The organism is Streptomyces sp. SudanB25_2051 (genome assembly GCF_964272635.1).
GTDB lineage: Bacteria > Actinomycetota > Actinomycetes > Streptomycetales > Streptomycetaceae > Streptomyces.
Genome location: NZ_OZ186787.1, coordinates 261,699 through 282,653, shown reverse-complemented (window position 1 = coordinate 282,653; position 20,955 = coordinate 261,699). Strand labels below are relative to the sequence as shown.

Sequence of the window (20,955 nt, the reverse complement as noted above, 5' to 3'; positions counted from 1 at the left end):
GGCGGCCGCGGCGCCGGTACGGGTCGGCCGCGGCGCTGGCGAGGGGCGGCCGCGGGGCGCTCCGGCCGCGCGAGGGGCGCTCCGACCTCGCGCGGAGGGCTGCGACCGCGCGCCTGCTACGGGGTGGCGCCGGGGCCCCGGAAGACCGGCAGGGCCCACAGCGGGGGAGCGGGCGGCGGGGGCGGCGGACCGGCGGGCCGCGCGGCGCCCGGACGGCCGTCCTGGGCCCGGCCCCGTTCCGCGGGCTCCTCGGGCGCGCGGCCGGGCGCGCCGGCCGTCGCGACCCGCCGGAGCTCCGTCAGGAACTCCATGCAGGAGTCGAACCGGTGCTCCGGGGCCTTCGCCAGCGCCTTCGCCAGCACCCCGTCCACCGCCGGGGGCAGCCCCGGACGCACATCGCTCAACGGGGGCGGCGGGTCGTACTGGTGCGCCCACAGCAGCGCCATGTCGTCGTCCCTGCGGAACGGCGGCGCCCCCGCCAGCATCTCGTACACCACGCACCCCAGGCTGTACACGTCGCACCGGCCGTCCACGGGACGTCCCGAGATCTGCTCGGGCGCGACGTAGTCGAGCGTCCCCACGAACTGCCCGACGCTGGTCAGGCCGGTCAGCGACAGGGACTTCTTCGTCAGCCCGAAGTCGGTGAGGTACACGTGCTCGGGCCGGTCGCTGTCGGTGCCCTCGGCGACCAGGACGTTGCCCGGCTTCACGTCCCGGTGCACCAGCTCGTGGGCGTGCGCGGCGTCCAGAGCCGAGGCGACCTGCACACCGATGCGCACCGCCGTGGCGATGGGCAGCGGCCCCGTGCGGTCCAGCAGCGCCCTCAGGTCCTGGCCGGGCACGTACCGCATCGCGATGTACAGCCGGCCGTCGGCCTCGTCCGCCTCGAACACCGGCACGATGTTCGGGTGGTCGATGGCCGCGGCGACCCGCGACTCGTGCGCGAAACGCTTCCGGAACGTGTCGTTGCCCGCCAGCTCCGGAGAGAGCAGCTTCAGCGCGACGGTGCGGCCGAGCCGCAGATCCGTCGCCCGGTAGACGACCGCCATGCCGCCCTGGCCGATCTCCGCGTCGACCCGGTAGTGCGCGATGTGCTCGCCCACCAGCCCCGAGGCCCGACCGCCGGGCAGACCGGCACCCACGCTCCTCACCCGTCACCCGCCCCCTCGCGCCCGGCGCTCCCGAGGCCGGCGTCCGTGCCCGTGTCCGGCGGGTCGACCACCCGTGTGGGCTCGGCGTCGGGGGGCCGGCCGGGCCGCCGTGCCCCCTCCGACGCGCCCGCGCCCGCGCTGCCGCGTTCGCCGCTCCCGGCGTCCGCCCCCGCGCCCGTGTCCGCGCCCGAACCGATGCCGGGTCCCGTGCCGGCGTCCGCGCCCGGCGCCCGTACGACGCGCGTGGGCTCGTGGACCGGCGGGGCGTCCGGTGCCGCGCCGTCGGACGGGGCCGGCCGCGCGTCGTCGGGCCGTACGGGCACCACACGGGTCGGCTCATGACCCGCCGCCGCGCCGGGACCGCCCGAGGAGCCGGGACCGCCGCCCGATGTGCCGGGACCGCCCGACGTGCCGGGCGGCGTCGCGCGGGTCGCGCCGTGGGACGGGGGCGGGTGCGCGGACGGGGTGGACGAGGTGGCGTACTCGGCCAGCCGCCTGCCGTCGCAGTACAGCCAGCGCTCGTGCTCGGCGTCGTACAGCCACATCGCCTCGCCCTCGACGACGACGCCCAGCCGCAGCCCGGCCGTGCTCCGCCGGAACCCCTCACCGTCCGTACGGCCCTCCGCCAGGTCCTCGGCCGCCGCCCGGTACCGGCCGAGCGACGCCTCCGCGTGGGCCAGCAGCGGGCGCGGGTCGGCGGCGCGCGCCATGTCCCGCGCGGCGGCCGGCGGGTCGTCGGGCACGGAGACGAGCAGCCGCCCGTCCACCCACGCCGACCAGCCGTTCGAGCACAGGACCCGCGCCCAGTCGCCCGTCCGCTCCAGCAGCTGCACCGGCAGGAACGGGTCCAGCGGCACCGTCGGCCTGGCCGAGCCGGGCGTCTCCCACGCGGGCATCCCGTACCGCGGGACGACATGGGTCGGCCGGAAGTCGTCGAGGACCAGGTCGTCGGCCCGCACCGCAGAGCCCATGGAGCGCCTACTTTCGCATGATCACCGGTTCGTGGCGGCGCAGCAGCCGCACCACCGCGAACCCCAGGAGGACGGCGAGCGCCAGCAGCACGCCCATGTCGAGCAGCCACGTCGGCAGGTCGTGGGCGAACAGCGGGTCGCGCGTCCGCTCACCCGGCACCGTCGCGCCCAGGTCGACGGTCGACGCCATCGCGGCGAACGCCCACCGGGACGGCACCAGCCACGCCAGCTGTTCCAGCACCGGCGTGCCCCGCACGGACAGCAGCGCCCCGCAGAACACCACCTGCACGATCGCGAGGAGCACCAGCAGCGGCATGGTGACCTCCTCCTTGCGGACCAGCGCCGACACGAAGAGGCCCAGCATCATCGCCGTGAACGACAGGGCGGCCACCGCGAGCGCCACCTCCGCCAGCGGCGGCAGCAGCACGCCCTTGCCGTCCGGCACGTTCATCGGCACGCCGACCAGGGCGACCAGCGTCAGCACCACGGCCTGCACCACCGTGACCAGGCCGAGCACCACCACCTTCGACATCAGGTACGCCGACCTGGACAGGCCGACGGCCCGTTCCCTCCGGTAGATGGTCCGCTCCTTCACCAGCTCCCGCACCGCGTTGGCCGCGCCCGTCAGGACACCGCCGACGCACAGGATCAGCAGCACGTTCAGCGTGGACTCGCCGCCGAGCCTCCCCTCGGACAGCGCCCGCGCCATCGCGCCCATCACGAACGGCAGCGCGACCATGATGGCGAGGAAGGTCCGGTCGGCGCTCAGCGCGGCCGCGTACCGGCGTACGAGCGTCCGCAGCTGCGAGCCCCAGCTCTGCGCCTTCGGCGGCGGCGGGGGCGGCGGCGCGGCGGCGGCCGTGCCCGGCGCGGGCTCGGCGGGGCGCCGCATCGCCGCCTCGATGTACCGCTCGTGGTACGCCGAGTCGCGGTAGCGGCCCGCCCAGTCCCGCTCCCGGTCGTTCTCGAACGCCTCGAACGCCTCCGGCCACTGCGCGCAGCCGAAGAAGCCGAGCGCCTCGCCGGGCGGCCCGTAGTAGGCGATCCTGCCGCCCGGCGCGAGGACCAGGAGCCGGTCGCACACGTCGAGGCTGAGCACGCTGTGGGTGACGACGACGACGGTGCGCCCGTCGTCGGCGAGCCCGCGCAGCATGTGCATCACCGACCGGTCCATGCCGGGGTCGAGACCGGACGTCGGCTCGTCCAGGAACAGCAGCGACGGCTTCGTCAGCAGCTCCAGCGCGACGCTGACGCGCTTGCGCTGACCGCCCGACAGGCTGTGCACGGGCTGGTCGGCCCGCTGCTCCAGGCCCAGTTCCCGCATCACCTCGTCGACCCGCGCCTGCCGCTCCGCCTTGCGGGTGTCCTCCGGGAAGCGCAGCTCGGCCGCGTACGTGAGGGCCCGGCGCACCGTCAGCTGGAGGTGCAGGATGTCGTCCTGCGGCACGAGCCCGATGCGCTGGCGCAACTCGGCGTACTGCCGGTACAGGTCGCGCCCGTCGTACAGGACCGTGCCGTGGTCGGCGGGGCGCAGCCCGGTCAGCGCGTTCAGCAGCGTCGACTTGCCGGCGCCGCTCGGGCCGACCACCCCGAGGAGGGTCTTCTCGCCGACGGGGAACGTCACCCCGTCCAGCAGCGTCTTGCGGCCGCCGTCGACGCGGACGGCGAGGTCCTGCACGTCGAGGGAGACCTCGCCGGTGTCGGTGTACTCGACGAGGCGCCCGGCGACGACGCAGTACGCGCGGTGGCCGATGCCGATGATGTCCTCGGGCGTCACGCGGGCCTCGTCGACCGGGCGGCCGTTGAGGTACGTGCCGTTGTGGCTGCCCAGGTCGCGGATGGCGTACGTGCCGTCCGGGCGGGACGTCAGCTCGGCGTGGTGCCGGGAGACCACCAGGTCGTCCACGACCACGTCGTTGTCCGCGGCCCGGCCGATGCGCACGGTCCGGGTCGGAAGGGGGCGCACGGAGGTGGGGCGCCGGAAGGTGCCGGTCGAGCCGGGCAGCGAAACGGACGAGGGCCGGGGCTCTGGCGCGGGCCCCGCGTCGGGGAGGTCCCCGTACGCGGGGGCGGGGCCGGGCCCGGCCGGCTCGCCGGGCGGTGGTGCGATGCCGGGGTCCCGCGCGCCGCCGGCCGCCGCTCCGGGCTCCCGGTCGCCGTCGGACGACGGGGCCCGCGCGGACAGCGGCGACGCGCCCGCCGCCCCGGCAGGCGGCGGCGTGCCGTACGCCTCCTCGCCCGGCTCCGGCGCGCCCGCCCGGTCCCCGGCGTCCACCGGGCCGCCCGCCCCGTCCTGGGGGAAGCCCGGGCCGGTGACGGGCGCGAGGTCCGGTCCGCCGACGCCGTCGCGCGCGGCGCCCGCGTCGGGCGGGAGGCCGGGGGCCGCGGCTCCCGGTGCGGCGGGCCCGGCACCGGCCTGCGGCGGACCGGCGGCCGACAGGACCGCCTCGGGGCCGTCGTCCGGGTGGCCGAAGCGCAGGACGGTTCCGGCGCGCACATCCCGTTCGGTGACGCGCAGGCCGTCCGCGTAGGTGCCGTTCGTACTGCCCTCGTCCCGGACCGTCCACCGGCCGTCCTCGTCGCGGAACAGCGCGTGGTGCCAGGAGACCCTGGGGTCCGCGAGCGGGATGTCACTCGCCGGGTCGCGTCCGACCCGGTAGACGTGGCTCGGACGCAGCACCGTGGAGTGCCCGTCGACATCGACGACCAGCTCGGGTGCGGTAGGCACGACGGGCCGCTCTCCCATGAGGGAATTTTATCTTTTCGTACCGGAATGCGCCTGATGCGCGGAGTGTGCCCACGGTGGGGAGGGGAACGCGGAAACCGATCCGACACCCCCCGACAGGAGGACCCCCATGACGTCCGACCGCGCACCCGAGAACCCCACGACCGCGCACCCCCGCCCGGACTTCCCCGAGCAGGAGCAGCAGCATCCCGGACGCACCGACGCGATGAGCCCCCGCCCCGACCACGGTGAGGAGTCGTACCGGGGCAGCGGCCTGCTGAAGGAGCGGGCCGCGCTGGTCACGGGCGGCGACTCGGGCATCGGCCGCGCGGTGTGCCTGGCCTTCGCACGCGAGGGCGCCGACGTGCTGTTCACCCATCTCCCGGAGGAGGCCGAGGACGCCCGCGAGACCGTGCGGCTCGTGGAGGACGCGGGCCGCAAGGCGGTCGCCGTGCCGTGCGACATCCGCGAGGAGCAGGCGTGCCGCGACCTGGTCGAGCGGGCCGTCGGCGAGTTCGGCAGGATCGACGTGCTGGTGAACAACGCGGCGTACCAGATGGCCCGGCCGGACGGCATCGAGGCGATCCCCACCGAGCAGTTCGACCGGGTGATGAAGACCAACCTGTACGGCATGTTCTGGCTCACCAAGGCCGCTCTGCCGCACATCCCGGAGGGCGGCTGCGTCATCAACAGCACCTCCGTGCAGGCGTACAAGCCGAGCCCGCCGCTGCTCGACTACGCCATGACCAAGGGCGCGATCGTCACCTTCACGCACGGCCTGGCCCAGCAGCTCGCCCCGCGCGGCATCCGCGTCAACGCCGTGGCGCCCGGGCCGGTGTGGACGCCGCTGATCCCGGCGACCATGCCGGAGACGGCGGAGTTCGGCAAGCAGGCGCCGCTGGGACGGCCCGCGCAGCCCGCGGAGATGGCCCCCGCGTACGTCTTCCTCGCCTCGGGTGGCGCGAGCTTCATCACCGGCGAGATCATGAACGCCACGGGCGGCACCCCGCTCCCCTGACGGCGGACCGGCCGGGGCGCCCCCGGCCCTTCACCGGGGGCGCCCCCGGCCCTACACAGGGGCGCCCCGCACGACACCAGGGCATCCATACGCGGCAGCGGCGCGCCCCCGGCAGGCACCGGGGGCGCGCCGCTGCCGCGTCCACGTCACCCCGTACGTCAGCTCAGCCTCCGGCGCCGCCGGGAGACGCGGCCGCGCAGCACCGCCGGCCACTTCCGGGTGTCGCGCGGCTCCACGTACGGCTCCTCCGTCGGCGGCAGGCCCGCCCGGATCGCCCGCTGCCGGGCCAGCTCCGCGTTCAGCTCAAGCCCCAGCAGCACCGCCAGGTTCGACAGCCACAGCCACACCAGGAACACCACCACACCCGCCAGCGCCCCGTACGTCTTGTTGTACGAGCCGAAGTTCGCCACGTACAGCGCGAAACCGCCCGACGCCAGAAGCCACAGCAGCACCGCCGCCACGCTGCCCGGACTCAGCCAGCGGAAGCCGAGGCCCCGTACGTTCGGCGCCCGCCAGTACAGCAGCGCCAGCATCAGCATCACCAGCACCACCAGCACCGGCCACTTCGCGATGCCCCACACCGTCACGGCGGCGTCCCCCGCGCCGATCACCTCACCGGCCCGCCGCGCCAGCGGCCCCGTGAACACCACGATCACCGAGCTGGCCGCCAGCAGCACCATCAGCACCACCGTCAGCCCGACCCGCAGCGGGGTCAGCTTCCACACCGGGCGCCCCTCCGGCAGGTCGTACACGGCGTTCGCGGTCCGGATGAACGCCGCCACGTACCCGGACGCCGACCACAGCGCGGCCAGCAGACCGACCGCCGCCATCACCCCGCTCGCCGTGCCCGACCCCTGGAGCTGCCGCACCGCGTCGCTCAGCAGGTCGCGGGCCGGTCCCGGCGCCAGCTGCCCGAGGCCGTCCAGCACCGAGCGGGTCGCCGATTCGCCGACCACGCCGAGCAGCGCCACCATGACCAGGAGGGCCGGGAACACGGACAGGACTCCGTAGTACGTGAGCGCGGCCGCCCGGTCGGGGAGCTCGTCGTCCAGGGCCTCCTTCGCCGTGCGCCGCACCACCGTTCGCCAGGACCGCGCGGGCAGGTCCGCCGGTCCGTCGTCATGATTCGCCATGCCCCCACTGGTTACCCGGTACGGGCATCCCAACCAGGCCCGCGCACCGCCGGGACCAGCCCGTACGGGCGACCGGGGCCGCGCGGCCGCGCCCGCTTCCACGAGGAGGACCCGCCCATGCCCATCGCGACGGTGAACCCCGCGACCGGCGAGACGCTCAAGACGTTCCGGCCCCTCGGCCCCGACGAGATCGACCAGCGGATCGCCGCCGCCCACGCGGCGTTCCGCCGCTACCGCACCACCGTCTTCGGTGAACGGGCCGACCTGCTGCGGCGCGCCGCCGACCTGCTGGAGCGGGACATCCCGGAGATCGCCCGCACCGTCACCACGGAGATGGGCAAGCCGCTGACCGCCGCCCGCGCGGAGGCGGCCAAATGCGTGAAGGCCATGCGCTGGTACGCGGCCAACGCCGAGGAACTCCTCGCCGACGAGCGGCCCGCCGACGCCGACGTACAGGACTCCGGTGCGGCGAGCGCACGCGTCCACTACCGGCCGCTCGGCCCCGTGCTCGCGGTCATGCCGTGGAACTTCCCGCTGTGGCAGGTCGTGCGGTTCGCCGCGCCCGCCCTGATGGCGGGGAACACCGGTCTGCTCAAGCACGCGTCGAACGTCCCGCAGACCGCCCTCTACCTGGAGGAGCTGTTCCGCCGCGCCGGCTACCCGGACGGCGTCTTCCAGACCCTGCTGACCGGCTCGGACGCCGTCGAGGCGGTCCTGCGCGACCCGCGCGTGGCCGCCGCCACCCTCACCGGCAGCGAGGGCGCCGGCCGCTCCGTCGCGGCGGTGGCGGGCGACGAGGTGAAGAAGACCGTCCTCGAACTGGGCGGCAGCGACCCGTACCTCGTCCTGCCCTCCGCCGACGTCGACGCCGCGGCGGCGACCGCCGTGACCGCCCGCACCCAGAACAACGGCCAGTCCTGCATCGCCGCCAAGCGGTTCATCGTCCACACCGACGTGTACGACGACTTCCTGGAGCGGTTCACCGCCAGGATGGCCGCGCTGCGCGTCGGCGACCCGATGGACGAGTCCACCGACGTCGGTCCGCTCGCCTCCGAACAGGGCCGCGCGGACCTGGAGGAGCTGGTCGACGACGCCGTGGAGCGGGGCGCCGGGGTCCGCTGCGGCGGCCGCCGCCCGGAGGGTCTGGACCGGGGCTGGTACTACGAGCCGACCGTGCTGACCGGGGTCACGCCGGCCATGCGCATCCACCGCGAGGAGGCGTTCGGCCCCGTCGCCGCCGTCTACCGCGCGGGCGGCCTGGACGAGGCGCTCGACATCGCGAACGACTCGCCCTTCGGCCTGAGCTCCAACGTCTGGACGCGCGACGAGTCCGAGGTGGAGCGCTGCGTACGGGACCTGGAGGCGGGCGGCGTGTACGTCAACGGGATGACCGCCTCGCACCCCGCCCTGCCCTTCGGCGGCGTGAAGCGGTCCGGGTACGGGCGGGAGCTGTCGGGGCACGGCATCAAGGAGTTCTGCAACGCCACCACGGTCTGGCGGTCCGCCTGACGCCCCTCCCCGCCCTCCCCGGCGCGCCGCCGGGGAGGGGATCCGGGGACCGGCCTCACAGGGCTGCGACGATCCTCACAGGGGTACGACGATCTCGTCCTCCCGCGGCGGCGGGGGCGGCGTACCGTCGCCGAACGGGCGCCCGCCCAGCTGCTCGCGGTGGTGCGGCGTGCGCCAGCCCCGCAGGTCCGGGCCGCGCGGCACGATCCGCGTCGGGTTGATGTGCGCATGCACCACGTAGTAGTGGCGCTTTATGTGGTGGAAGTCGACGGTGTCGCCGAAGCCGGGCGTCTGGAACAGGTCGCGCGCGTACGCCCACAGCACCCGGTCCTCGGTCAGCTTGTTCCGGTTGCACTTGAAGTGGCCGTGGTAGACGGCGTCGAACCGCACCAGTGTGGTGAACAGCCGCGCATCCGCCTCGGTGATGGTGTCGCCCACCAGGTAGCGCTGCCCGGCCAGATGCTCCGACACCTGGTCCAGCCGGGCGAACAGCCTTCCGTACGCCTCCTCGTACGCCTCCTGCGTCGTGGCGAACCCGGCCTCGTACACCCCGTTGTTGACGTCCCGGTAGATGCCGTCCATCCGCTCGTCGATCTCGTCGCGCAGCCGCTCCGGGTACAGGTCGGGCGCTCCCGGCCGGTGCAGGCGGGTCCACTCGGTCTCCAGGTCCAGGGTGATGCGCTGGTAGTCGTTGGTGACCAGCCGGCCCGTCGGCACGTCCACGACCGCGGGGACGCTCACGCCGTCCGGCTGCCCGGGCTCCCGCGCCTCGTACGCCTCCGAAAGGAACCGGATGCCCAGCACCGGGTCGCGGCCGTCGGGGTCGAGCGTGAAGCGCCAGCTCCGTTCGTCCTGCACCGGGTCCACCACGCCCAGCGACAGGGCGTCCTCCAGGCCGAGCAGCCGCCGCACCACCAGGGAGCGGCTCGCCCACGGACAGGCCCGGCTCACCACCAGCCGGTACCGCCCGGCCTCCACCGGCCAGCCGTCCCGCCCGTCCTCGGTGATCCGGTCCGTGAACCGGCTGGGCGCACGTTCGAAACGTCCGTCGTCAGTCATGCGGCGCCGAGTACCCGCCCGGCCCCGGCCGATGCCCCGACGCCCGACGCCCGCCGCCCGACGCCCGCCGCCTGCCGCCCGCCCGGCGGCACCCACGGCCCGCCGTCCGCCGCCCGGAGCCGCTACGCGAGGGCGCCCAGCGGTGCCGGGCGCGGGCCCGTCGGGCGGCGTTCGCCCGGGTGGAACGGCATGATCAGCAGCCGCGCGCGGGGCGCCGCCATCGGCTGCGCCGCGCACACGGTGATCCAGCCGGGCCCGTGCTCCGCGTGCCGCACCGGCCGGTCGCCCCCGTCGGGGTGGACGTAGGCGCCCGCCGACTCGTACACGCGGGCCGCGACCGGGTCGTCGAGGACCTCCTTCTCGATGCCGCACAGCGTCGGGTCCTCCGGGTCCGCGGCGAGGGCCGCCCGCAGCTGCGGCAGCACCAGCGGTGCCCACGCCGTTTCCCAGTGCCGCAGCACCGACCTGGCCTCCGGGTCCACGGCCATCCACCGCATCACGTTCGACGGCACCCGGCGGCCGGGGAAGAGCGCGGCGAACGGCTCGTTGTACGCGAGCATGTTCCACGAGCGGTCGCTGACGTACGCCATGTGGGAGATCCCGTCCAGCGCCAGCCGCCAGGTCCCCGGCACGGTCTCCCCGGTGCCCGCGTGCAGCGGGTGCGGCGGGTCCTGGCCGAGCGCGTACCGCCACAGCGCCACCCACTCCTGCTCGCTCATGCCCAGCAGCCGCGCCACGTCCTCCAGCAGGTCCACGGGCGGGTTCGGGTAGCGGCCCGACTCCAGACGGCCGTACGTGTCGGGGGCCCGGTGCAGCAGCTGGTCGATCTGCGCCTGCGACAGGCCCGGCGCGCGCCTGCCCTGGCGGGTCGGGCGCGACAGCCCGTGGCTCTCCGGCGAGATCAGGGCACGGCGCTCCCTCAGCAGGTAGCGCAGGGCGACCTTGTCCATGACGGTCCCTCCCCAGGGGGACGGCCTGCCGCGGGTGGTCGGCCCGCAGGTGGCCGTCGCGGTGTAACGGTGGCGCGGGCAGAGAGCAGCCGCACCGGTACGCTGGCGCACCGTGCGGCGGCGATCAAGTGCCCGCGGGGTGCGTACCTGCGCACGGCGTACACACGCAGACGCGGACAGGGGCGGGAGATGACCGGAAGGGACGGCGCGATGCGGCCGGCTGACCCCCTGTCGCGCGCGGCGCGGGCCCTGTACGCCCGCATCACCCGGGGCGAACCCGTCGGACCCGAGGACACCGGCCCGCTCGGCGAACTCGTGGCGTGGCGGCTCGTCAACGTCGACCCCGACCGGCCGGACCGGCCCATCGCCCTCGACCCGCAGGAGGCCGGCCGCCGCCGGCTGGACGAGGAACTGCGCGAACTGGCCGCCCGCGCGGCGGGGATGGCCGCCATCCCGGACGTCAGCGACGAACTGGGCCTCCACTTCGAACGCGCCAAGTGGCGCTCCGGCTCCGGCAGCGAGTTCCTCGCCGGGAGCGACCAGGTGACCGCCCGGATCGCCGAGGCCGTCGACCGGGCCGAGAGCGAGGTCCTCACCGCCCTGCCGTGGGGCCCGGTGTGCCACGAGCTGCTGGGCGAGATCACCGACCGGGACTCCCGCGCCCTGGCCCGCGGGGTGGGGCTGCGCACCCTCTTCGGCGACGGGGCGCGCGACGACGCGGCGGCTCGCGCGTGGGCGACCGCGATGTCCGCCCGCGGCACCCGGTTCCGTACGCTCGTCGCGCCGTTCCAGCGGTGCGTCGTCGTGGACCGGCGCCAGGCGTTCATCTCCGACCACGTCGTGGGCGGCGACCCCGACCAGACGGCGTGGCACGTGCGGGACCGGGCGTTCGTCGCGTTCGTCGCCGAGGGGTTCGAGGAGGCGTGGCGCCGCGCCGACGTCTGGTACGGAGACCCGCGCCGAGCCGCTCCCGCCGAGGGAGAGGGGCAGTTGACGGAGCGTCAGCGGGAGATCCTCATCGACACGGCGGCCGGGGTCGACCAGCGGATCACCGCCCGCCGCCTCGGAATCGGTCTACGCACCCTCACCAAGGAGCTCGGCAGGCTCCGCGCCCGCTGGGGCGCCCCCACCCTCGCCGCGCTCGCCTACCAGTGGGCGCTCTCCCCGGAACGGGCCCGCACCCCCGGCCGCACGGACGGCCCCGGACCCGCCGCACCGCCCGGACCCACCGGGCCCGCCGACATCCCCGGCCCCGACGACCCCACAGGACCCGCCGACATCCCCGGCCCCTCCGGCGCCGAGGGCACCACCCGTGAGGGGATCCGCGACTGAGGACCCGCCTTGAGGTTTTCCACTGAAAAAGCATCAGGGGAAAAACGCCGCACGACTGTTGCATCCTGAAGGAGGTCGGGAGGTCAACCGGCCCTTCGAGGAGCGCCGTTACTCCGCGAAGCCGCTGTTACGGGGGACGTTATCCGCGCCTCATGCCAGAACCGGGCAGCGCAGGGCACGGGCAGCGTGTCCTGCCGGGCATCGCGCGGATACCGCAAGGTCACTGCCAGGGCCTTCCGGACGCAAAGCCGATCCCTCGGTACGTCCCCCGTGATACGGCACCTCCCGCCACCCTCCCGGCCGACGTGCCACCCCACCGGCGTGCCGGCGTGCCGGCCCGCCGTCCGCCGCGCCGGGCCTCTCACCCCGGCCCCTCACGCGTCCGCGTCCAGGTCAGCAGCTCGTCGGCCGACCAGGTGTTGACCACGCGTTCCGGCGGGACGCCGCACTCCTCGGCCCGCGCACAGCCCAGGATCTGCCAGTCCAGCTGGCCCGGCGCGTGGGCGTCCGTGTCGATCGCGAAGTACACCCCGGCGGCCACCGCCTTCCGCAGCAGCCTGCGGGGCGGGTCCAGCCGCTCGGGACGGCTGTTGATCTCCACCGCCGTACCGGACCGGGCGCACGCCGCGAAGACCTCGTCCGCGTCGAACTGCGACTCCGGCCGCTTGCCCGACACCAGCCGCCCGGTGCAGTGCCCCAACACGTCCACCAGCGGGTTCGTCACCGCCTTGACCATCCGGCGGGTCATCGCCGGGCCCTCCATGCGCAGCTTGGAGTGGACGGAGGCCACCACGACGTCCAGGCGGTCCAGCAGCTCGGGCTCCTGGTCCAGCGAGCCGTCGAGGAGGATGTCGCACTCGATGCCCGTCAGCAGCCGGAACGGCGCCCACCGCTCGTTCAGCTCCGCCACCACGTCCAGCTGCTCGCGCAGCCGCTCCGCCGACAGCCCGCGCGCCACCGTCAGACGCGGCGAGTGGTCCGTCAGCACCGCCCACTCGTGGCCCAGCTCCGCGGCGGTCCGGCCCATCTCCTCGATCGGGCTGCCGCCGTCCGACCAGTCCGAGTGCAGATGGCAGTCGCCGCGCAGCAGGGCCCGCAGCGCGGCTCCGGCGCCCGTCGCGGGCTGCCCCGCCTCGTCCTCCAGCTTGCGCAGATACGCCGGTACCTCCCCGGCCAGCGCCTCCCGCGCCACCTGCGCCGTCTTCGGGCCGACGCCCCGCAGCCGCTCCAGCGTGCCCGCCCGGGCCCGCGCCGCGACCTCCTCCGGGCCGAGCCCGGCCAGCGCCGCGGCGGCCGTGCGGAACGCCTTCACCCGGTACGACGGCGCGAGCGCGCGCTCCAGCAGGAACGCGATCCGCTCCAGCGCCGCCACCGGATCGCCCGCGGCCCCCTCACCGCGCCGCCCGCCGCCGCCCCCGCTCATGTCCGCGCCGCCGGGCCGATCTCGCACCACACGGCCTTGCCCTCGCCGCGCGGCTCCACCCCCCACCGCGCCGCCAGCGCGTCCAGCAGCAGCAGTCCCCGGCCGGACGTGGCGGCCTCGCCCGGTGTACGGCGCCGGGGCCAGGCGCTGGAGCGGTCCTGCACCGCGAGCCGCACCCGCCGCACCGGCTCCGGCAGCACCTCCAGCGTCAGCACGGCCCCGCCCTCGGTGTGCAGCAGCACATTGCCCAGCAGTTCCCCGGTGAGCAGCTCGGCGTCGTCCGCGTACTCGCGCATCCCCCAGTCGCGCAGCGCCCTGCGCACCACCGCCCGCGCCTCCGACAGCCCCTCGGGGTCCGCCTGGTGGATGTACTGGTGGATGCGCGGCGCGCGGGAGGTGCCCGGGTCGGGGCTGCGCCGCAGCACGAGCAGCGCCACGTCGTCCCCGGCGCCCCAGCGCTCCCAGAACCGCTCCGACAGATGGTCGGCGAGCGCCTCGGCGCCCGGCGGGCCAGCCGAGATGGCCTCCGCCAGTGCCTCCACGCCCTGCCCGATGTCGGTGCCCGGCTCCTCCACCAGGCCGTCGGTGCACATCACCAGCGTCTCGCCGGGCACCAGGTCGAGGCGGGTCTCCGGGTACTCCTCGTCCCCGAAGACCGACGCGATGCCCAGCGGGAGCCCGCCCTGGAGCTTCGGCAGCCCCACCCGCCCGTCGGTGTGGCGGATCAGCGGCCCGAGGTGCCCCGCCCGCACCGCCCGCGCCGTACCGGTGTCCAGGTCCACCTGGGCGTAGGTGCACGTGGCGAACCGCTCGGTGTCCAGCTCGGCGAGAAACCGCGAGGCCCGGGCCAGCACCGTCGACGGGGCGTGGCCCTCGCCCGCGTACGCGCGCAGGGCGATGCGCAGCTGCCCCATGATGGCCGCGGCGTGGGTGTCGTGGCCCTGCACGTCGCCGACGACGATGCCGACGCGGCCCTTGGGCAGCGGGATCACGTCGTACCAGTCGCCGCCGACCTGCCGGCCGCTCCACGCCGAGTGGTAGCGCACGGCGATCTCGCCGCCCTCGATCTGCGGGATGCGGCGCGGCAGCATCGTCGCCTGGAGGCCGGTGGCCAGCTCCCGTTCCTCGTCGAAGAGGATGGCCCGCTGGAGTGACTGGGCGACGATCGCGGCCAGGCCCAGCGCCAGGTTCCGCTCGTCCGCGCTGAACGGGGTGTGCTGCCGGTAGAACAGCACCATGCCGCCCAGCGTCCGCGCCTGCGCGACCAGCGGCAGGTACGCGGCCGCGCGGAACGGCAGCCGGCCCGCCAGCGGCGCCAGCAGCGGATACGCCCGGATCTGGTCCTGGAACGCGCTGGTGAACAGGGGCCGCCCGCTCAGCACCACCTCGTGCAGCGGCAGACCGCTCTCCAGGCGCCGCACCCGCAGCCCGTCCAGCACGTCCAGGGACTCGCCGCTCAGGGCGATGATGTTCAGCGAGCCGCTCTCCACCAGGCCCAGCGCCAGCCCGTCCGCGCCGAGCCGCGCCAGGCCGCCGGGGCCGGTCAGCGCCGCCGTCACGTCGTCCACGGTCACCGCCCGCGACAGCGCCCGCGTCGACCGCTCCACCATGTCGGTCTGGCGCCGCCTGCGCCGCTCCAGCTCCTGGACGAACTCCGAGTGCGTCACCTCCGACGTCGCGTCGCGCACGATCCCGACGATCCGGTGCGCCCGGCCGTCCCGGTCGCGCAGGATGCGCGCCTGCACATGCGTCCACTGCTCGGAGCCGTCGTCCCGGTCCAGCCGGAAGTGCGCGGCGTACGAGGACCGGCCGCTGCTCAGCGCGTCCTTCACCACGCCTTCCAGCCGCTCCCGCTCCGCCTGGTCGAGGTGGCCGACCAGGGTCGCCGGCCGCGCGTCGAACGTGTCGGGGTCCTGCCCGAAGACCAGCAGCCCGGCCGGGTCGACGTCGATCGTGCCGGAGTCGAGGTCCCAGTCGAAGCTGCCCGTCCGGTTCATGGCGAGCCGCTCGGTCGGCTCGATCTCGCCGCCGTGCTCCCGCTCCGCGCCGAGCGCCCGGTTGTCCGTCATCCCCCTCATTGTCGAGCCCGCCGGCGGCGAACGCCAAGGTGTCGGCGCCGTCCGCCCGCCCGACCGGGTGGCGGACACACGCCACGGGTCTGGCACCCTTACCCGGGCAGCACCGTCGCCGGCGCGGCTCCGGCGGGCGGACGCGGCGACGGAACGGGACCGTACGGGGAAGAGGGACAGCGGTGGCGGGGCGGGAGCGGGAGATCTCCGACGAGTACCTGGAGGGGTACGCGGACCTCCTCCGGGAGGTCGCGGCCACCGGCAGGCGGCTCACCCGCGACGAGCTGCAGGCCCGCCGCGCGCTCGGCGAACGCGCCGCCAAGGACGGCCACGGCCTGCGCGCCCTGGTCGTCGCGCACCTCGCGGCCACCCGCGCCGACTGGCCCGGCGACCACGCCACCGCCTCGGTGCTCGCCGCCGTCCAGCAGGCCGTGGACGCCTTCGCCGCCGGGTACGAGGGCGCCCAGCGCCTCGCGGTGCGCCGCGAGGAGGCCGCGCGGCGGGAGTTCATCGACGACCTGCTCTACGGCCGCAGCGACCTGGGCCGCCTCGCCGAGCGCGCCGAGCGGTTCGGGCTGCGCCTGGCCCGCGCCCACGCCGTCGCCGTGGCCGACGCCCCCACCGCGTACGACGAGACCGAGCCGGTGTCCCGGCAGGTCGAGCAGGCGCTGCTGGGCCGGTTCGGGGACCGGCGCATCCTGTTCACCACCAAGGACGGCCGCCTCGTGTGCGTGGCGCCCGGCGACCAGGACGACGTGCTGACGTACTTCGCCAAGCAGGCGCACGCCGCGACCGACGGCGGCCGGGTCGCCATAGGCCGCCCGCACCAGGGGCCGGGCGGCGTCGTCCACTCGTACGAGGAGGCCCTGAACGCGCTGGACCTCGCCGAGCGGATGAACCTCGACGACCCGGTGCTGCGCGCCGCCGACCTGCTGGTCTTCCCCGTCCTGACCCGTGACCGGCAGGCCATGGCGGACCTGGTGCGCAGTACGCTCGGGCCGCTGGAGCAGGCGCGCGGCGGCGCCCGTCCGCTGCTGGACACGCTGACCGCGTACTTCGACTCCGGGTGCAACGCCGCCGAGGCCGCGCGGCGGCTCAGCCTGAGCGTGCGGGCGCTGACGTACCGGCTGGAGCGCGTCCACCGGCTGACCGGAGCGGACCCCGCCGAGCCGATGCACCGCTACACCCTGCAGACCGCCGTGATCGGGGCCCGCCTGCTCGACTGGCCCGGCCGCGAGCTGTGACCGCGCGGGGGACCGCCGAGCCGGTCCGGGAGTGGCGTCGGGAAGGGGCGGGAGCGAGCGGCCCGCCGATGAGTCGAAGCGCTTCGACGGCAGGGCGTGCCCACTCCCTGGACAGTCGGCAGAGGCCGCTCTAATCTCGGAGGTCAACGAGTCGAAGCGCTTCACTTCGTCCCGCGTCGTCCACCCCGTCCGGGAGAGCCGAATGGTCACCCTCGCCGATGTCGCTCAACATGCCGGAGTCTCCGCCAGCACCGTGAGCTACGTCCTGAGCGGCAAGAGGTCCATCTCCGCCTCCACCCGCGCCCGCGTCGAGCGCAGCATCGCCCAGCTCGGCTACCACCCCAACGCCGGCGCCCGCGCCCTCGCCTCCAGCCGGTCCAACATCATCGCGCTGATGATGCCGCTGCGCACCGACATGTACGTCCCGGTCATGATGGAGATCGCCCTCGCGGTCGCCACCACCGCCCGCGCCCACGGCTACGACGTGCTCCTCCTCACCGGCGAGGAGGGCCCCGCCGCCGTCCGCCGCATCGAGGGCAGCGCCCTCGCCGACGCCATGATCCTCATGGACGTGGAGCTGGACGACGACCGGCTGCCCCTGCTGCGCGAGGCCACCCGCCCGGGCGTCCTCATCGGCCTGCCCGCCGACCCGGCCGGACTCAGCTGCGTCGACCTGGACTTCGCGGCCGCCGGCGCCCTGTGCGCCGACCACCTCGCCGGACTCGGCCACCGCGACATCGCGGTCATCGGCGAGGCCGCCGCCGTCTACGAACGCCACACCGGTTTCGCCGAGCGCACCCTGGGCGGCCTGCGGGCGCGCAGCGCCGAGCTCGGCGTCCGGCTGCTGCACCGGCCCTGCGAGGGCAGCTACGCGGCGGTCGCCGCCACCCTGGACCGCATCGACGACGAACGGCCCGGCACCACCGCGTTCGTCGTCCAGAACGAGGCCGCCACCGACCCGCTGCTCGCCCTGCTGCGCCAGCGCGGCCGCGCCGTCCCGGAGGACGTGTCCGTGATGGCCATCTGCCCCGACCAGGTCGCCGCGCACGCCTCCGTACCGCTCACCTCCGTCGCCGTGCCCGCGCAGAGCATGGGCCGCCACGCCGTCGAGCGGGTGGTCGCGAAGCTGGAGGGGCGCGCCGCGGACGGCGTGGTCCTGCTGGAGCCGCGGCTCACCGTCCGCGAGAGCACCGGCCCGCGGCCCGCGCCGCCCGTCACGCCCCGCTGACCGCCGTCGGCGCGGGCTCCAGCAGGTTGCGCCGCAGGGCGTCCAGCAGCGCGCCGTCCGCGCCCAGCCGCTCCGCCGCGTAGCCCGTCAGCGAACCGTACCGGCCCGCGACACCGTCCAGGAACAGCCGCATGGCCTCACCGGGCGCCCGCCCGAAGTGCGGCGGCCAGGCGAGTTCCCGGCCCGGGTCGCTCGCCAGCCACTCCGCGACGAGCCGGTCCCTCGCCAGCTCGGTCAGCTCGAAGTCCGCCACGATGGTGTCCTCGTCCACCCCGAGCAGCGCCAGCACCAGCGCCGCCAGCAGCCCCGTGCGGTCCTTGCCCGACGCGCAGTGGAAGACGAGCGGGGCACTGCCGTCGGCGGCGATCACCTCCAGCGCCCGGCGCAGCTCCACCACGCCGTCCTCCGCGACCTCCAGGTACCGCTCCGCCAGGTACGGCTCCACCGCCACCTCCGGGCCCAGGCCCGCCTGGTCGTACGGGCGGTGCTCGATGCTCAGATTGTGGTACGCGAACGACGGGTGCTCCGGTATCCGGCCCCGCCACTCGATCTCCCACGGGTAGCGCAGGTCCACGACCGTCCGCACCCCGAGCGCCAGGAACCGCTCCCAGTCGCCGTCGCGGAGCTTGCCCAGGGAGTCCGAGCGGTACAACCGCCCCCACCGCACGGTGAGCCCGTCACCGGCCGCGTAGCCACCCAAGTCCCGGAAGTTGTGCAGCCGTTGGAACGGCAGATGTCTGTCCATGCGGCGATCATGGCACCCGGCCACGGCCCGCCACAGGCGATTTCCCGCGCGATGCCCGGCCCCGTCACCGCACGGGCAGCGTCAGCGTCACGTCCCGGCCCGCGGCCAGCCGCAGCGTGTCCGCGCCCGCCGGGGTGCGCAGCTCGACCAGCGCGGCCCTCGACGGGCGCACCGAGGCCGTGCAGCGCCCGTCCCCCCACCGGAGGTCCACCCGCGCACCGAACCGGGTCCGCACGCCCCGCAGCGCCCCCCGCGGCCACCCCGCGGGGAGCGCGGGCAGCAGCACCAGCCGGTCCGGTGAGGACTGCACCAGCAGCTCGATCAGCAGCCCCGGCAGGGTGTGCGCCGCGTCCGCGTTGTACACGTCGCGCCCCGGATAGTGCGAGCTCATCAGCGACGCGTGGAAGAAGTCGCCCTCCAGCACCCGCCGCAGGGCGCCCGCCGCCCGCTCCCCGTCCCGCAGCCGCGCCGCGACCAGCCCCTGGTGCAGGTGGCCGTGCGCCGAGTCGTTCTCCGCGCCCCGCAGCCGCAGCGCCCGGTGCGCGGCCCGCGCGAGCTCCGGGGTGTCGTACGGGTTGATCTCGCCGAGCGGCCACACCGGGTACAGATGGCTCAGATGCCGGTGGTCGTACGTCTCCGCTAGCCCCGGCCACGCCCACTCGGCCAGCGCCCCGTCGTCGTTGACCCGGTACTCCGGCAGCCGCGCCGCCAGCGCCCTCAGCCGCTCCGCGTCCGCCGGCAGGTGCGCGGCGGCGGCGGTGAGCGCGTGCCGGGCGGCCGCGATGTCCATCGTCGCGTCGACGGTGATCCAGCTCGCGTTGGCGGGCCGGTTCTCCGGCGAGTACGAGGGGACGACCGCGACCCGCCCGCCGGGACCGGTCCGGGTCAGGAAGTCCTCGTAGAACAGGGCGACTTCGGCGAGCGCCGACACCAGCCGGGGATCGGCCCGCCCGGCCGTCTCGGCATGCTCCAGCAGCGGCAGCAGCAACCAGTCCGCGCCGGCGGTCCACAGGTGCAGCGGATAGGCGCGCTCGAAGTGGTACGAGTGCCCCGACACCCCGTCCGTGTGGGACGGCGCGACGACGCCGCGCGCCCCGAAGACCGCCCGCGCGTTGTCCCGCCAGTGCGGCAACTGCCCGTACACCAGGGCCGCGTGCGCCCGTACCACCTCCGGCAGCGCGGCGGCCGCCGCCGAGGCGGTCTGCAGGTTCAGGTTGGCGTTGGTGGTGAACGCCCCGGACCAGGCCGTGTCCCAGTCGCCGGTCCACAGCCCCACCAGCCGGGGCGGCAGCATCCCGCTCGCCGACAGCAGGTGGTACCGCCCGGCCGCGAAGAGCCGCTCCAGCAGCGCCGCCCCGCCGCGCCGCTCCAACAGCGCGCTCCCCGGCAGCGCCCGCTCGGCCGGGTCCCCGCCGAGGTCCAGGGCCACCCGCTCGTACGCGCCCCGGTGCGCCTCCTCGTGCCGGGCCAGCAGCCGCCGGTACACCCCCGCCGGTGATCCCGCCCCGTCCAGCAGGGCGCGCAGCGCGGCCGCCTCCGCGTGGACGTCCCCCTCACCGGTGTGCCGGCGCACCCGCGTCAGCAGCAGCACGTCCGAGGCGGCGCCCCGCAGGCGCACCCCGCCGCCCTCCCGTTCCGCGGCGGCGCCCGGCGCGACGACGAGGGTCACGCCGGTGAACGCCTCGTCGCCGCCCGGGTAGCGGGCCCGCAGGGTCAGCAGCGTCCCGTCGGGAGCGGGTACGGCGCCGTGGGCCACGGCCAGGCCGGACGGCGCGCCGGGCAGCCGGGCGTCCAGGGCGACGTACACGCCGGACGCGGCCGCGCCCCCGCCCGTGCCCCGCGCGCCGGGCGCCCCCGCGCCGCCGGGGCCCCTGCTCGGCCCGCCCGGAAGGGACTCCCACTGGACGATCACGTCGTCGGCGCGCGAGACGAAGACCCGCCTCTCGCCGCCGGCCCACACCGCCCGCACCACCCCGGTCGCGAAGTCCACCTCCCGCCGGTACCCGCGCACCGGCCCGCCGTCCCGGCGCACGCGCACCGCGAAGCCGGGGTGGAACGCGCCCACCCAGCGCAGCGGCCGCCCGTCGGTGAAGGACTCCGCCGCCGTGGTGTCCCCGGCCAGCAGCCTGTCCTGGAGCTCCCTGAGCCGCCCCGCGAGGCGCGGCGGCCGGGTATGGGCGGGCGGCACGGGGGTGACCAGCGCGTGATGCGTGACGATCACCCGCTCGTCGCGCGGGTCGCCGAACACCAGGGCACCGTGGCGGCCGTTGCCGCCGAGGAACGCGTCCTCCCACCGCCCGGCGTGCGACGCCTCCCACGTCCCGTGCACCGGCCCGCCCCCGGCCCCCGAACCCGCCGGGCCCGAAGCTCCCGCCCCGGACTCGGCGGCCCCCGACGC

At 75.7% G+C, this 20,955-nt stretch carries 15 protein-coding genes; 5 read left to right on the top strand and 10 right to left on the bottom strand.

Annotated features, from left to right (window positions below; genetic code table 11):
• Nucleotides 1–116: 116 nt before the first annotated feature.
• Genes ACSUPT_RS01260 through ACSUPT_RS01250 form a run of 3 tightly spaced genes read right to left on the bottom strand, consistent with a single transcriptional unit; the run spans nucleotide 117 to nucleotide 4,868 of the window.
• Nucleotides 117–1,142 carry a serine/threonine-protein kinase gene (locus ACSUPT_RS01260; protein WP_436943240.1) on the bottom strand — a complete coding sequence of 342 codons (1,026 nt, stop codon included), beginning with the start codon at nucleotides 1,140–1,142 and terminating at the stop codon, nucleotides 117–119.
• 5 nt (nucleotides 1,143–1,147) lie between these two features.
• Entirely contained in the window at nucleotides 1,148–2,122 is a 975-nt protein-coding gene (locus ACSUPT_RS01255) for a hypothetical protein (RefSeq protein WP_436943239.1), read from the bottom strand.
• A 7-nt stretch (nucleotides 2,123–2,129) separates the two neighbouring features.
• Complete coding sequence (locus ACSUPT_RS01250; RefSeq protein ID WP_436943238.1) at nucleotides 2,130–4,868, bottom strand: FHA domain-containing protein; 2,739 nt, start codon at nucleotides 4,866–4,868, stop codon at nucleotides 2,130–2,132.
• A 109-nt stretch (nucleotides 4,869–4,977) separates the two neighbouring features.
• Here ACSUPT_RS01250 and ACSUPT_RS01245 point away from each other — a divergent pair, with 109 nt between their 5' ends.
• Nucleotides 4,978–5,865: an SDR family oxidoreductase gene (locus ACSUPT_RS01245; RefSeq protein WP_361660725.1), complete on the top strand. Its 888-nt coding sequence runs from the start codon at nucleotides 4,978–4,980 to the stop codon at nucleotides 5,863–5,865.
• 158 nt (nucleotides 5,866–6,023) lie between these two features.
• Here the strand turns inward: ACSUPT_RS01245 and ACSUPT_RS01240 are convergent, their stop codons facing one another.
• Nucleotides 6,024–6,998, bottom strand: a complete 975-nt coding sequence (locus ACSUPT_RS01240; RefSeq protein WP_351967998.1) for a YihY/virulence factor BrkB family protein — start codon at nucleotides 6,996–6,998, stop codon at nucleotides 6,024–6,026.
• A 117-nt stretch (nucleotides 6,999–7,115) separates the two neighbouring features.
• Between ACSUPT_RS01240 and ACSUPT_RS01235 the strand changes: the two genes are divergently transcribed.
• On the top strand, nucleotides 7,116–8,507 hold the full coding sequence (locus ACSUPT_RS01235; protein WP_351967997.1) for an NADP-dependent succinic semialdehyde dehydrogenase: 1,392 nt from the start codon (nucleotides 7,116–7,118) through the stop codon (nucleotides 8,505–8,507).
• A 75-nt stretch (nucleotides 8,508–8,582) separates the two neighbouring features.
• On the opposite strand, the gene ACSUPT_RS01230 is transcribed toward ACSUPT_RS01235, so the two are convergent.
• Entirely contained in the window at nucleotides 8,583–9,566 is a 984-nt protein-coding gene (locus ACSUPT_RS01230) for a glutathione S-transferase family protein (RefSeq protein WP_436943236.1), read from the bottom strand.
• Between the two features lie 122 nt (nucleotides 9,567–9,688).
• Nucleotides 9,689–10,516 carry an MmyB family transcriptional regulator gene (locus ACSUPT_RS01225; protein WP_351967995.1) on the bottom strand — a complete coding sequence of 276 codons (828 nt, stop codon included), beginning with the start codon at nucleotides 10,514–10,516 and terminating at the stop codon, nucleotides 9,689–9,691.
• A 189-nt stretch (nucleotides 10,517–10,705) separates the two neighbouring features.
• Here ACSUPT_RS01225 and ACSUPT_RS01220 point away from each other — a divergent pair, with 189 nt between their 5' ends.
• Nucleotides 10,706–11,848, top strand: a complete 1,143-nt coding sequence (locus tag ACSUPT_RS01220) for a TrmB family transcriptional regulator sugar-binding domain-containing protein (RefSeq protein ID WP_436943235.1) — start codon at nucleotides 10,706–10,708, stop codon at nucleotides 11,846–11,848.
• A 361-nt stretch (nucleotides 11,849–12,209) separates the two neighbouring features.
• On the opposite strand, the gene ACSUPT_RS01215 is transcribed toward ACSUPT_RS01220, so the two are convergent.
• A complete protein-coding gene (locus ACSUPT_RS01215; RefSeq protein ID WP_351967999.1) occupies nucleotides 12,210–13,271 on the bottom strand; it encodes a PHP domain-containing protein in 1,062 nt (353 codons plus the stop codon).
• Complete coding sequence (locus ACSUPT_RS01210; protein WP_436943233.1) at nucleotides 13,268–15,340, bottom strand: SpoIIE family protein phosphatase; 2,073 nt, start codon at nucleotides 15,338–15,340, stop codon at nucleotides 13,268–13,270. Before ACSUPT_RS01210 ends, ACSUPT_RS01215 begins: the two co-directional genes overlap by 4 nt.
• A gap of 182 nt (nucleotides 15,341–15,522) precedes the next feature.
• Here ACSUPT_RS01210 and ACSUPT_RS01205 point away from each other — a divergent pair, with 182 nt between their 5' ends.
• Nucleotides 15,523–16,584: a PucR family transcriptional regulator gene (locus ACSUPT_RS01205; RefSeq protein WP_351967992.1), complete on the top strand. Its 1,062-nt coding sequence runs from the start codon at nucleotides 15,523–15,525 to the stop codon at nucleotides 16,582–16,584.
• A gap of 202 nt (nucleotides 16,585–16,786) precedes the next feature.
• Complete coding sequence (locus ACSUPT_RS01200; RefSeq protein ID WP_351967991.1) at nucleotides 16,787–17,812, top strand: LacI family DNA-binding transcriptional regulator; 1,026 nt, start codon at nucleotides 16,787–16,789, stop codon at nucleotides 17,810–17,812.
• On the opposite strand, the gene ACSUPT_RS01195 is transcribed toward ACSUPT_RS01200, so the two are convergent.
• Both ACSUPT_RS01195 and ACSUPT_RS01190 read right to left on the bottom strand, forming a co-directional pair.
• Entirely contained in the window at nucleotides 17,799–18,557 is a 759-nt protein-coding gene (locus tag ACSUPT_RS01195; RefSeq protein ID WP_351967990.1) for a tyrosine-protein phosphatase, read from the bottom strand. The genes ACSUPT_RS01200 and ACSUPT_RS01195 overlap by 14 nt on opposite strands.
• A 64-nt stretch (nucleotides 18,558–18,621) precedes the next feature.
• Nucleotides 18,622–20,886: a glycosyl hydrolase family 95 catalytic domain-containing protein gene (locus ACSUPT_RS01190; protein WP_436943231.1), complete on the bottom strand. Its 2,265-nt coding sequence runs from the start codon at nucleotides 20,884–20,886 to the stop codon at nucleotides 18,622–18,624.
• Nucleotides 20,887–20,955: the final 69 nt, after the last annotated feature.